Origin of the sequence: Pseudoduganella umbonata (assembly GCF_014192225.1) — a bacterium.
Lineage (GTDB): Bacteria > Pseudomonadota > Gammaproteobacteria > Burkholderiales > Burkholderiaceae_D > Rugamonas > Rugamonas umbonata.
Genome location: NZ_JACHXS010000009.1, coordinates 78,666 through 91,153 on the forward strand (window position 1 = coordinate 78,666; position 12,488 = coordinate 91,153).

The 12,488-nt window shown below is 66.7% G+C and carries 9 protein-coding genes; 6 read left to right on the top strand and 3 right to left on the bottom strand.

The genetic code is table 11. The features are described from left to right. Positions 1-2: 2 nt before the first annotated feature. The 3 genes from FHS02_RS21515 to FHS02_RS21525 all read left to right on the top strand — a co-directional run bounded on the left by FHS02_RS21515 (position 3) and on the right by FHS02_RS21525 (position 6,354). Positions 3-2,435: a TonB-dependent receptor domain-containing protein gene (locus tag FHS02_RS21515; protein WP_137316393.1), complete on the top strand. Its 2,433-nt coding sequence runs from the start codon at positions 3-5 to the stop codon at positions 2,433-2,435. A 425-nt stretch (positions 2,436-2,860) separates the two neighbouring features. Then, a complete protein-coding gene (locus FHS02_RS21520) occupies positions 2,861-4,285 on the top strand; it encodes a glycoside hydrolase family 88/105 protein (RefSeq protein ID WP_229422372.1) in 1,425 nt (474 codons plus the stop codon). 80 nt (positions 4,286-4,365) lie between these two features. Further along, positions 4,366-6,354, top strand: a complete 1,989-nt coding sequence (locus FHS02_RS21525; protein WP_307722173.1) for a rhamnogalacturonan lyase — start codon at positions 4,366-4,368, stop codon at positions 6,352-6,354. Positions 6,355-6,524: 170 nt separating this feature from the next. On the opposite strand, the gene FHS02_RS21530 is transcribed toward FHS02_RS21525, so the two are convergent. Continuing rightward, complete coding sequence (locus FHS02_RS21530; RefSeq protein ID WP_137316392.1) at positions 6,525-8,234, bottom strand: rhamnogalacturonan acetylesterase; 1,710 nt, start codon at positions 8,232-8,234, stop codon at positions 6,525-6,527. Positions 8,235-8,366: 132 nt separating this feature from the next. Between FHS02_RS21530 and FHS02_RS21535 the strand changes: the two genes are divergently transcribed. Then, a complete protein-coding gene (locus tag FHS02_RS21535) occupies positions 8,367-9,713 on the top strand; it encodes a TolB-like translocation protein (RefSeq protein ID WP_137316391.1) in 1,347 nt (448 codons plus the stop codon). A gap of 220 nt (positions 9,714-9,933) precedes the next feature. On the opposite strand, the gene FHS02_RS21540 is transcribed toward FHS02_RS21535, so the two are convergent. Next, entirely contained in the window at positions 9,934-10,164 is a 231-nt protein-coding gene (locus tag FHS02_RS21540; RefSeq protein WP_137316390.1) for a hypothetical protein, read from the bottom strand. A gap of 15 nt (positions 10,165-10,179) precedes the next feature. Here FHS02_RS21540 and FHS02_RS21545 point away from each other — a divergent pair, with 15 nt between their 5' ends. Then, on the top strand, positions 10,180-11,100 hold the full coding sequence (locus FHS02_RS21545) for an alpha/beta hydrolase (protein ID WP_137316389.1): 921 nt from the start codon (positions 10,180-10,182) through the stop codon (positions 11,098-11,100). 32 nt (positions 11,101-11,132) lie between these two features. On the opposite strand, the gene FHS02_RS21550 is transcribed toward FHS02_RS21545, so the two are convergent. Beyond that, positions 11,133-11,750, bottom strand: a complete 618-nt coding sequence (locus FHS02_RS21550; RefSeq protein ID WP_137316388.1) for a TMEM175 family protein — start codon at positions 11,748-11,750, stop codon at positions 11,133-11,135. Positions 11,751-11,793: 43 nt separating this feature from the next. On the opposite strand from FHS02_RS21550, the gene FHS02_RS21555 reads away from it, so the two are divergent. After that, a complete protein-coding gene (locus FHS02_RS21555) occupies positions 11,794-12,426 on the top strand; it encodes a helix-turn-helix transcriptional regulator (protein WP_137316387.1) in 633 nt (210 codons plus the stop codon). Positions 12,427-12,488: the final 62 nt, after the last annotated feature.

The window sequence follows — 12,488 nt, forward strand, 5'->3', positions numbered from 1 at the left end:
TAATGAACCCATCGAAACTCGTCCTGCGTCCTTTGCCCGCCCTGCTGCTCGGTGCCCTGGTCGGGCAACTGGGCCTGGCGCACGCGCAGTCCGCGCCGGCCACGCCTTCGACCACGCCGCCGGCCAGCACGCCAGTCGCCGTGCCTGCCGCATCGAAGCCCGCCACCGCGCCAGCCTCTGTTACGCCCACCGTCAGCGCCAGGCCCGCCGACGAACTGAAAAAGCCGGAACAGGAAGCGCAAGCGGCAGGCGGCGGCCAGATGCAGACCGTGACGGTGGTGGCCGAACGCCCCGCCGAGCAGATCGACCGCTCGACCTATGACGTGAAGGCGGAAGTCGTGACGCCGAACGCGTCGGCGGCGGACGTGATCGCCAACGTGCCGAACGTCACCGTCGACCAGGACGGCAAGGTGGCGATTCGCGGCAACCAGAATGCGCAGATCTTCGTCAACGGCAAGCGCTCGGCCATGTTCTCCGGCGCGAACGCCGGCGATGCGCTGAACAGCTATCCGGCCGAGGCGCTGGAGTCCGTCGAGGTGATCACCACGCCGGGCGCCGAATTCGGCTCCGAAGGCGGCAGCGGCCCGATCCTGAACCTGGTCACGCGGCGCGTGCGCCCGCAGGGTTCGCAGGGGCAGGTTTCCGTGAACGTGGGCCAGGAGGGGCGCGGTGGCACGTCCCTTTCCGGCAGCTACAACGACGGCCGCCTGCAGCTGGAAGGCCAGGCGGGCGTGATGCGCAACGTGAACGAGCGCACCGGCTGGTCGGAGACCGAGACCGACGTGGGCAACGCGGTGTGGACGACACGGCGCGAGAACGACAGCCGCTCGCCGTCGCGGATCGTCATGCTCAATCCCACCATCAGCTACAACATCGGCACGACGGACCGCGCCAGCGCCACGCTGAACTTCAACCACTCGGAAAACGAAACCGGCTCCAACGAGTATTACCGCACCTACCACGGCGGTGCCACGCCTTACGAGGAATACAGCCGCGTCATCGACCGCGACAGCGAACGCACCTTCTACCAGCTCGCGCTGGGCTACGAACGCAAGTTCAGCGCCACCGAGAAGCTGAACTTCGACCTGCGCAGTTCCGGCAACCTGGCCGACACCGACAGCCGCAACCGCAACAGCTACGTGATCGCGCCGCCCACGGGTGCCCGTCCTGAAAGCACCAACGGCAACGAGACCACCAACCGCCTGACCGAGTTCAGCATCGACTACCAGAAGCGCGTCACGCCGATGTTCAACTTCAAGGGCGGCGTGAAAGTGGGCCGCAGCACCGGCCAGTCGGATGCCGACTACTTCAACATCGATCCGCTGACCGGCGAGGAAGTGATCGACGACGACCGCGCCAGCGCATTCCGCAACACCGAGCGCACCTACGCCGTGTACGTGTCGCCGAACCTGCGGATCGACGAACACTGGGCTGTCCTGCCCGGCCTGCGCTACGAGCGCGTGGAACGCCACATCGACTACATCAACCAGGACAACTCGGCCAGCGACGCCACCAGGAAGCTGCTGCCAAGCCTGCACGTGCAGTACGGCTGGGGCGAGCGCGGCGCGGCGATCACGGGCGGCTACTCGCGCCGCATCAGCCGGCCGCAGCTCAGCGACATCAATCCGAACCTGCAGTATGTCGACGACCAGAACTACACGCAGGGCGATCCGCGCCTGGCGCCGACCCGCAACGACAAGTACGAGCTGAAATACACCGACACGTGGCTCACGTGGCTGAACGCCAACCTGTCGGTGTACCGCGAGAAGGACAGCCCGCTGCTGGGCCGCTTCCTGACGCCGGTGCCGGGCAGCACGGCGGTAGTCAGCGAAGCCGTCAACTTCGGCGCGCGCACCAACGACGGCATCAGCATCAACCTGCAGGGCCGCCCGACGCGCGAAGTCAACCTGAGTGGCACGGTCGGCTTCCGGCGCGTGCAGCAGTCCTACCTCGCGACGCTGACCAACGCCGACGGCGCGCGGTATTCGGTGGAGACGGAGCGCGCCCGGAACACCCCGACGCTGCAGCTGCGCGCGCAGTATTCCGGCATTCCGAACCACCAGCTGCAGGTGAACGGCAACTACACCGGCCGGGCGCTGAACGGGCTGTACGAGACGGATTCGAACTGGCAGGCGCACCTGTCGTGGAGCTGGCGCTTCGCACCGCAATGGACGCTGCGCACCAGCGTCCGCGACGTCTTCGACAGCAACGTCAACCGCCTCACGCAGGTCTCGGACACGGTGCGCCAGGTCAGCTACAGCGAGCAGCAGGGCCGCACCTTCACCGTGGCCCTGAGCTACAGCTTCGGCGGCGTCTCGGGCGACCCGGGCCTGCGCAACAACCCCGGCATGTTCCGCGGCCCGCAGGGCGACGGCCCGCGCGGCCCGGGTCCCGGCGGCTTCAATCCCGGCGGCGGCTTCGGCCCCGGCATGTAAGCACCACAGCCGCACGCGGCACACCTGGTGTCAGACACCTTTTCCCGCCCGCGGGAAAAGGTGTCTGACACCGGTTTTCCATTGATGTCGCAAATAGCGTTCGCGTACAGGGGGCGAAGCAGGGGTTTCGCGGAGTACACTCCGCGCATGCGAAGCGGTGCTCCCTTACAAGGGAGCACTCCTTCCTGTCCCCGGTAAGTGTCAGCATCCGAGGCATCCACCTTCGCTGACAGGGGACTGACCCCGGTTTTTGCACGCGTACAGTCCCACCCTCTCCAATCAACAATGCGAGCAAAAGGCCTGCAAAGCGCTCACCGCATTGCACCGCCCCTTCATATCGGCTACTGTCACTCCGGATCGAGCGCGCGCATCGAACGCACGAGCTGCAAGCGCAGCCACCATTAACCCCGGAGACGATAGTTCAAGTGAAGAAGACCCCGTTCAAACTGAAGGCTGGCCGGCTGCTGATCGGCACGCTGCTCGCCTGCACCTCCCTGCAGCTGATGGCGCAGGAAGCCCCTGTCGCGCAAGAGAAGGGCCCGGCCGCCGCGGATGCGATGCTGCACGCGCTCGTCGTGAAATACCCGAACCCGTACCGCGCGATGGAAGCGGCCGAAGTGAAGGCGGTGATGGACCGCGTGTTCACGTACCTGGACGCCACCACGCCGGCTGAACTGATCGACAAAACCTCCCAAGCGCCGATCGCAAAGCTGGACAAGGCCAATCCGGAAGCCGTGCTGAAGCCGGGCGACTTCCGCCTGACCAGCTATGAATGGGGCGTGACGTACGCCGGCATGCTGGCCGCCGGCGCCGCCACGGGCGACAAGCGCTATACCGAATACACGACGAAGCGCCACCAGCTGCTGGCCGACCTCACGCGCCTGTACCTGCCGTCGGTGAAGGCCGATCCGGTCAATGCGCAGGCGCCGATCAAGAGCTTCCTGAACCCGCACGCGCTGGACGACGCGGGCGCGCTGTGCATGAGCTTCCTGAAGGCGAAGCAGATGGGCTCGAAAGTGAACTATGGCCAGATGGTCGACATCTGCGGCAAGTTCGTCACCGAGAAGGAATACCGCCTGCCGGACGGCACGCTGGCGCGCGGCGGTCCGGATGGCAAGGGCGGCAACAAGCAGCGTCCGCTGACCAACACGCTGTGGCTGGACGACATGTTCATGGGCGTGCCGACCATCGCGCTGCTGGGCAAGGATACCGGCAACGCGAAGTACTACGACGACGCCGTCAAGCAGGTGCTGCAGTTCTCGAAGCGCATGTTCAACCCGCAGCTGGGCATCTACATGCACGGCTACGTGGAAGGCCTGCGCGACCATCCGGAGCTGCACTGGGCGCGCGCCAACGGCTGGGCCATCATGGCGATGGTCGAGGTGCTGGAAGTGCTGCCGAAGAACCACAAGGGCTACAAGGCGGTCGAGGACCAGCTGCGCGCCCATGCGAAGGGCCTGGCCAAGTTCCAGCACAAGGACGGCCTGTGGCATCAGCTGATCGACCGTAACGACTCGTACCTTGAAACGTCCGCCACGGCGATCTACACGTACGCGATCGCGCGCGCCGTCAACCGCGGCTACCTGGACAAGGAAATGTACGGCCCGATGGCCAACCTGGCCTGGAACGCGGTGGCCCAGAAGGTCAATGCGAAGGGCGAGATCGAAGGCATCTGCGTGGGCACCGGCATGGCGTTCGATCCGGCGTTCTATTACTACCGCCCGACCAGCACCCGCGCCGCGCACGGCTACGGCCCGCTGCTGCTGGCCGGCGCCGAGATCATCGAGATGAACAAGAAGTTCAAGTTCGGCCTGAACGACAGCGGCTTCATGTTCCAGGGCCAGCGTTAAGCGAACCATGTGGCAGCGACGCGGCCGCGCTCCCCTTCCGGGACCGCGGCCGTTTTTTATGACAGCAGGAGACAGCAATAGTGAAGACAACGATGACACTGTGCGCGGCCGCCGTCGCGACAGCGATGATGGCCGCCTGTGGCACGACGGGCACGCAGCCTTCCGGCAGTTCCGCCGCGCCCGGCAGCGCGGCCACGATCGCCACCGCGATGGTGCCGGCGAAGACCGCCATGCAGCTGGAAAAACTGGACCGCGGCGCCGTGGCCGTGCGCGGCAGCGATGGCACGCTGGTGAGCTGGCGCGCGCTGGCGACCGATGCGCCGGGCCTGGCGTTCAATGTCTACCGCGACGGTAAAAAACTGAACGCGGAACCGCTTGCCACGTCGACCAGTTTCAATGACGCGGCCGGCGGCACCGGCGCGTACGAAGTGCGCGAAGTAGTGAACGGTACGGAAGGTGCCGCCAGCAAGGCGCTGGCCATCGACGGCTTCCTTACCGTGCCGCTGCGGCGCCCGGACGGCGGCAAGACCGCTGATGGCAAGGAGTACACGTACAACGCCAACGATGCGTCGGTGGCCGACCTCGATGGCGACGGGCAGTACGAGATCGTGCTGAAATGGGACCCGAGCGCATCGCAGGACAACTGCTGCGCGGGCTTCACCGGCAACGTGCTGCTCGATGCCTACAAGCTGGACGGCAAGCTGCTGTGGCGCGTGAACCTGGGCCCGAACATCCGCGCGGGCGCCCACTACACGCAGTTCCAGGTGGCCGACTACGATGGCGACGGCAAGGCGGAGCTGATCGTCAAGACGGCGGACGGCACGCGCGACGGCACCGGCAAGACGATCGGCGATGCCGGCGCAAACTGGGTCAGCGGCAGCGGCGAGATCGAGCAGACCGACCGCACCGGTTCGCGCCGCACCGAGGACGGCAAGCTGATGGCCAGCTTCGCGGGGCGCATCCTGAAGGGGCCGGAATACCTGTCCGTGTTCGAAGGCGCCACGGGGCGCGTGCTGGACACCATCCCGTATCCATCGAAACGGGGAGATGTCGACAAGGGCGGCGACAACCCGGGCGGCGACGAGCTGAAGGCACGCTGGGGCGATGCCTACGCGAATCGCTCCGACCGCTACCTGGCCGGCACCGCCTGGCTGGACGGCAAGCGCCCGAGCGCCGTCTTCGCGCGCGGCTACTACGCTCGTACCACGATCGCCGCCGTCGACTTCGCTGGCGGCAAGCTGAAACAGCGCTGGTACTTCGATTCCGAAGCGGCCGGCGTGCCGAAAGGGTACTCGGGCCAGGGCAACCACCAGTTCAGCGTCGCCGACGTGGATGGCGACGGCCGGCACGAGATCGTCTACGGCGCGATGGCGCTGGACGACGACGGCAAGCCGCTGTGGACGACCGGCATGGGGCACGGCGATGCGATGCACGTGGGCGACCTCGATCCGGCCCGCCCGGGGCTGGAAAAATGGGGCGTGCACGAGAACATGGCGATGGCGCGGAACCGCGGCGCGGCGATGGTCGATGCGCGCACCGGCGAAGTGCTGTGGTCCACTGCCGCCGCGAAGGATACGGGCCGCGGCGCGACGGGCGACATCGATCCCCGCTTCCCGGGCGCCGAGGCGTGGTCGGCGGCGTCGCCGAACCTGTTCGATGCGAAGGGCAACGTGATCGCCCAGGCGCGCCCGGGCCAGATGAACTTCATGGCGTGGTGGGATGGCGACCTGCAGCGCGAACTGCTGGACGGCACGAAGATCTCGAAATGGAACTGGCAGGCCGGCCGCGCCGATGTACTGCTGGACGCGCAAGGCGCCGCCTCCAACAACGGCACCAAGTCGAATCCCGCGCTGTCGGTGGATCTGTTCGGCGACTGGCGCGAGGAAGTCATCTGGCGCGCCGCCGACAACAACAGCCTGCGCATCTACTCGACGGCGATCCCGACCACGCACAAGCTGACCACGCTGATGCACGACCCGCAATACCGCGCCGCCATCGCCTGGCAGAACACGGCGTACAACCAGCCGCCGTGGCCGTCGTACTACATCGGCGAAGGCATGCCGAAGTAGAAACCCGCACCTCTCGATCCGCTGGTGTCAGACACCTTATCCGGCTTCATGGATAAAGGTGTCTGACACCGGTTTTCCTTCTTGGAGCCTTTGTTCGGCGAAAACCGGTGTCTGACACTGTTCCGGGCCTTGCCCGGAACAGTGTCAGACACCAGGCGCATCACACGTTGTCAACAGCTCGATGCTTCCACCTGCCGCCCCTGCGCCGACAGCCACTTGTCCACCAGCCCGCCCGGCAGCCCCTTCACCGCGGCGACGACGCGCTGCGCGTTGAACGAGGCGCCGGCGTCGTTGGTGTGCGTGCGCGCGTCGCTGAAGTACGTGTCGACGACGCCCGCGCCGATACGGCGGTAGCCTTCGGTGATCGCCATCGTCAGGTCGGCGAACAGTGCGCCGTGGCGCTCCGCCACTTCCCGGTCCCACCGGGCGAAGTTCTCGAAATCGCGGCGGTCCTGCCACGCGTCGCGGTGCGGGACCGGCGACAGCAGCACCACCGTAGCACCCTTCGCCTTCGCATCCTGCACGTAGCGCGCCATGTACCAGCCGAACGTGTGCACCTGTTCGACCGTGCCGTCCGGCTTTTTGTCTTCGACTGTCTCCGGGCCGGTGCCGGGGCCGGACGCGCGGCCTTTCATCGCCGGGTCGCCGATCCTGCCGCCGTCGTTGTGGCCGAACTGGATCAGCACCACGTCGCCGGCTTTCAGCTGGTCCAGCACCCTCTGCCAGCGCCCTTCCGTCAAGAAGGTGCGGCTGCTGCGCCCGCCGATCGCGTGATTGACGACGTTGACCCTGGCCGTGTCGAAGTACGGTGCGATACGCTCGCCCCAGCCGATATGGCCGCTCGCACCGCCGCTCTTCACCGTCGAATCGCCGACCAGGTGCAGCGTGGGCAGCGCGGCGTTCGCGGCCTGCTCGGCCTTCACGGATTTTGAATCGACGACCGGGCGGTCGTCTTCGCTGGCGGGGATGGGGGGATTGGCCGGGATGGCTCTCCCGCGCTCGTTCAGTGCGGCGACCAGCGGATGGAGATTCAGCGCCCTGATGCCGCCGACGACGATGCGCGCGTTCAGGTCGGCGCCGGCCCAGTTGGTGTGGACCGATTCGTCCGGCGTCACCAGCGGGAACAGTTTCATGACTTCGTCGCGGCCGATCTCGTCGTAGCGGCGCGCGGCCAGCTCATTCAGGTCGATGAAGCCGGCATTCTCGCGGCGCGCCACCTCCCTCGCCCAGCCCGCGTAATCGCCGGCATTGCGGCGCACCTTGCCGTCGTCGCCCCAGCGCTTGCGCGGAATCAGCGACACCACGACCGGTGTCGCGCCCTTTGCGCGGATCTGCGCGATGTAGTCGGCCAGGTACCAGCCGTAGCTGTGCACCGTCTCGCGCTGCTTCGTCAGCAGGTTGTCGATTTCCTCGGTCTCGTTGCCGGTGCCGCGGATCGTGCCGCGCGCGCGGCTGGTGTCGTTGATGGCGCTGGCGTCGTTGTGCCCGAACTGCATCAGCACCACGTCGCCCTTCTTGACCAGCGCGAGGGTACGCTGCCAGTGGCCGCTGGTCACGTAGGTGCGGCTGGACAGCCCGCCGACGGCGCGGTTGACGACGTTGACCTTCGACTGGTCGAAGTAGTTCGCGATCGGGTTGCCCCAGCCCCACTGGCCGGCCGGGCCCTTGCCCTGCCCGTCGTCGTGGCCGTTGCGCACCGTGGAGTCGCCGATCAGGACCAGCGACGGCAGTGACGGATTGGCCGGTTCCGGCAGCACCACCTGTGCCTTGGCCGGATCGGTATTCACAGCCGCCGGCAGCGGGGAGGCGGCGGGCGCCTGGGCCATGGCGAACGATTGGCAGAACAGGAAAAGCAGGAGGGATTGAAGGTATCGTTTCATGGACTCATTCTACGGCAGCGGTTTTGGCGGAGGTCCGGGAGGCTTTCAAACGCTCAGCAAGATGAGTGGACCGGGGGTGCGCAAACGCCCGGCCGGGCGCACAATCGGCCCTTTCGACCCGGGGCACACTCGATGAACACCTCTACCCTGCTGCGCGCCGCCGTGTGCGTGGCGCTCTGCTTCAGCACCGCCGCCCATGCCGGCATCGGCCAGCGCTTTCCTTCCGAACGCAAGGTCGTCAAGGACCCCGTCACCGGCACGATGCTGACCTTCCTCACCAGCACGCCGCAGGGCGACTCGAAGATCTACCCGACGCACCCGCAATGGACGTCGGACGGCAAGTGGCTGGTGTTCCGCTCGAACCGCGTGCAAGGCGAGGCGATGGCCGTCAACGAGGCTTCCGGCGCGCTGGTGCAGGTAACGGAAGGCGGCTACACGGGCATGCTGAACCTGGCGCAGAAATCGATGAAGCTGTTCTTCATGCGCCAGGCGGCCGAGAAAGGCGTGCTGCAAATCGTGGAAGTGGACCTGGCGGCCGTGTTCCGCGACAGCGCGGCCGGCAGCATGAAGGCGCCGGACGCGTACCAGCGCATCGCCGGCACCACGCCGGCCGACCTGGAAGCGGGCGGCGACATGGCGCTCGACGCCGACGAGGAATGGGTGTACTTCCGCGTGGGCCGCAACGCGGCGGCAAAGCACCTGCCGGCAGGCGCGAAGATCGAAGAGAACTTCGGGCCGCGCAACATGGGCGCCGGTCCGAACGGCATTGCGCGGATGAATGTGAAGACCGGCGAAATCCGGCACGTGGTGTCGGTCGGCTTCCAGATCGGCCACATCCAGGCCAACCTGTGGAACCCGGGCGAGATCGTGTTCTGCTGGGAGACCGGCGGCAAGTCGCCGCAGCGCACGTGGACCGTGCGCTCGGACGGTACCGGCCTGCGCCCGCTGTACCCGGAAGCGCCGTACGAATGGGTGACGCACGAGGCCGTGATCACGAAGGATGAAGTGGCGATGGCGCTGATGGGCCACCGGCCCGTGAAGGATGGCGGCGGCGGTGTCGCTGCGCCGGCGACCGGCGTCTACGGCGCCAATCCCGGCCAGGATGCCGCGTGGGGCGACGCCGGTACGCGCGAAAAGCCGACCGGCCTGGCCATCGTCAACCTGCGCACCCGCGAAATGACGATCGCCGGGCAGACGCCGTCCGGCAGCGGCCTGTGGCACGTGCACGGCTCGCCCGACGGCCGCTTCGCCGTCGGCGACGATTTTGCCCGCTCGCTGTGGCTGATCGACCGCAAGACGCGCGAGATGAAGCTCCTCACCACGGGCCACAAGGACACCGCGGCCGACCATCCGCACCCCACCTTCAATGCCGACGGCACGAAGATCCAGATCCAGTCGGCCATGCTGTCGGCGGATGGCAAGGCGATGAACATCGTCGTCGTGCCGGTGCCGAAGGAGTGGCTGAAGCGGAAGCAGTGATGGATACTCCGCTGTCGCTGCTACCGTTGCGATAAGCGGATTGTGATTGTGCAGATAGCGCTTGCGATGCTGGTGTCGGACACCGCGGTGTCGGACACCGGTTTTTGCCTGCGATGGCCAATGCGCTTACAAGAAAACCGGTGTCCGACACCATGAACCCGGTGTCCGACACCAGGTATCGATTTCTCAAGTGACGCCAACCGAATGGAATTTTCGGCTCTTACAGCTTTTCGAGCCTCACATTGCGCAGCTGGTACGCCGCGCCTTCCAGCTGGAAGCCGATGCGGCCCTCGGCCGGCTGCGCCTTCGTGATGCGGTTCTGGGTGCGCGCCTTGATGACGGGCTGCGCGCCGGGGGCGCTGGTGGGCGGTTCGGCGAACGTGGCGGCGGCCATCGCACCGGCCGATGCACACAAAGCCAGCAGTCCCGTGCACAATATCCTCTTGATCATTACACTTCCCCATTCATGAAAAAATTCGTCCTGCCCATCCTGCTTGCCATGACCTTTTCCTGCGCCGCCGCTGCCGCCCCGAACGTTCTTCCCCTGTGGCCCGAAGGGGTGCCCGGCAAGAAGGACATCGGCCCTGAACAGAACGGCAAGGGCTATATCCAGAACACGTCGAACCCCACGCTCACGCTGGTCGGCCCGGCCGTCGACCGCCCGAACGGCACCGCCATCATCGTGGCGCCGGGCGGCGGCTACGTGCGCCAGGCGGTCGACCGCGAGGGCACCCAGTATGCCACCTGGCTCAGCACCCTCGGCGTGACGACGTTCGTGCTGAACTACCGGATGCAGGAGTTCGGCCACCCGGCCCCGCTGCAGGACGTGCTGCGCGCCGTGCGCCTGCTCCGTTCGCGCGCGGCCGAATTCGGCATCGACCCGAACCGCATCGGCGTGATGGGCAGTTCGGCCGGCGGCCACCTCGCGGCCAGCGCCGGCACGCTGTTCGACAACCCGGCCGGCCGCACCGGCACGGACCTGGACAAGGTCAGCGCCCGCCCCGACTTCCTCGTGCTGATGTATCCGGTGATCGCGATGGAAGGCCCGGCCGCGCACATGGGGTCGCGCAAGGCGCTGCTGGGGGCCAATCCTTCGCAGGAACTGGTGCAGCTGATGTCCGTCGACCGCCAGGTTACGCCGCGCACGCCGCCCACGCTGCTGATCCATACGCAGGCCGATGCCGCGGTGCCGGTCGAGAACAGCATCCTGTTCTACCAGGCCCTCACGAAGAACAAGGTGCCGGCCGAGATGTACCTGTTCGAACAGGGTGCGCACGGCATGGGCATGCGCGACGGCCTGGCCAACGCCTCGCAATGGCCGCGCCGCGCCGAGGAATGGCTGCGCGCCCGTGGGCTGCTGACGCCGGCCGCGCCGGCGGCGAAGTAACTCGCCGGAATCCGGATGGGGGCATGCCTCGGTCAGCCCGGCCCCCGCTCGGCAGCTTTTTCTTCTTCCTCGATCTCTTCCTCGACTTTTTCCTCGATGCGCCGGTCGGGAATCAGCCACATCACGGCTACCGCCGCGTAGGCCAGGAATCCGAACCACGCCGTCACGAAGGACAGGGCCACGCCTGCCCCGTACAGGATGATGGAATACCTGCCCTTGCGGTCTTCGCCGATGGCTTCGGCCAGCGTGGCATTCTTCGGGTGGTTGGAGATCAACCGCCGCGCCAGCAGCGCGTAGGCGACGGCGCACATGCAGAGCACGAACCCGTAGGCAGCCGTCGGCGCCGTCTCGAAGTGGTTCTCGCCCATCCAGCCGGTAACGAAAGGGATCAGCGACAGCCAGAACAGCAAGTGCAGGTTGGCCCACAATACGCCGCCGCTGACTTCCTTCACGGCGTGGAGCAGGTGATGGTGGTTGTTCCAGTAGATGCCCACGTACACGAAGCTGAGCACATAGCTGATGAATACGGGCCAGAGCGGCAACAGCGCCCCGAAATCCGGATCGTGGGGAACTTTCAGTTCCAGCACCATGATCGTGATGATGATGGCGATAACGCCGTCGCTGAAGGCTTCCAGCCGGTTCTTGCCCATTGGGTGCTCCCTCAAGCATGTTGGTTTCAGCCATAATGCCACCATGCCCGAACACACCCCCGCACCCGACCAGGAAACGCTGATCGCCCAGCTCGACCAGATCGCCGCCGGCCTGGCGCAAACCTTTGCGCCGTTCTGCGAAGTCGTCGTGCACGACCTGCGCGACCCGGACCACGCGATCCTCGCCATCCACAACAACCTGTCCGGCCGGGCGCCCGGCGATCCGGCCACCGAGCTGGGGCTGGCGCGCATCGCCGACAGCGCGTACCCGCAGGTGGTGGCCAACTACGCCAACCGGTTTGCCGATGGCCGCCCGGCCAAGAGCACGTCGATCGGCATCAAGGATGCGCAGGGCAGCTACGTGGCGGCACTGTGCCTGAACGTGGACATGTCGATGTTCCGCTCGATGCAGAACGCGCTGCAGCAGTTTTCCGCCACCGGCGCGGCGCCGTTCCAGGAATCGCTGGACCCGGCCAACGCCGAGGCGATCCGCCGCCGCATCGACCAGTATGCGGCCGGCCTGGCGGCGTCGCCGCAACTGCTGAAGGCCGACGACCGGCGCGCGCTGATGCGCGAGCTGAAGGCCGCCGGCTTCCTGGAAGTGCGGCGCGCGATGGAAATCGCGGCCGCGCATCTGGGCATCTCGCGCGCAACCGCCTACAACGACGTCAAGTAGCATGGCGGTTTGCATGCGTGCCGATTGCCTCGGCCGGTAGCTGTTGGCATCCGAACACCGGT

Bases quoted from the DNA above. Each gene is read 5' to 3' on its own strand.
- FHS02_RS21550 (WP_137316388.1), bottom strand. From the start codon at position 11,750: ATGGGCAAGAACCGGCTGGAAGCCTTCAGCGACGGCGTTATCGCCATC.
- FHS02_RS21540 (WP_137316390.1), bottom strand. From the start codon at position 10,164: ATGATCAAGAGGATATTGTGCACGGGACTGCTGGCTTTGTGTGCATCG.
- FHS02_RS21555 (WP_137316387.1), top strand. From the start codon at position 11,794: ATGCCCGAACACACCCCCGCACCCGACCAGGAAACGCTGATCGCCCAG.
- FHS02_RS21530 (WP_137316392.1), bottom strand. From the start codon at position 8,234: ATGAAACGATACCTTCAATCCCTCCTGCTTTTCCTGTTCTGCCAATCG.
- FHS02_RS21515 (WP_137316393.1), top strand. From the start codon at position 3: ATGAACCCATCGAAACTCGTCCTGCGTCCTTTGCCCGCCCTGCTGCTC.
- FHS02_RS21545 (WP_137316389.1), top strand. From the start codon at position 10,180: ATGAAAAAATTCGTCCTGCCCATCCTGCTTGCCATGACCTTTTCCTGC.
- FHS02_RS21535 (WP_137316391.1), top strand. From the start codon at position 8,367: ATGAACACCTCTACCCTGCTGCGCGCCGCCGTGTGCGTGGCGCTCTGC.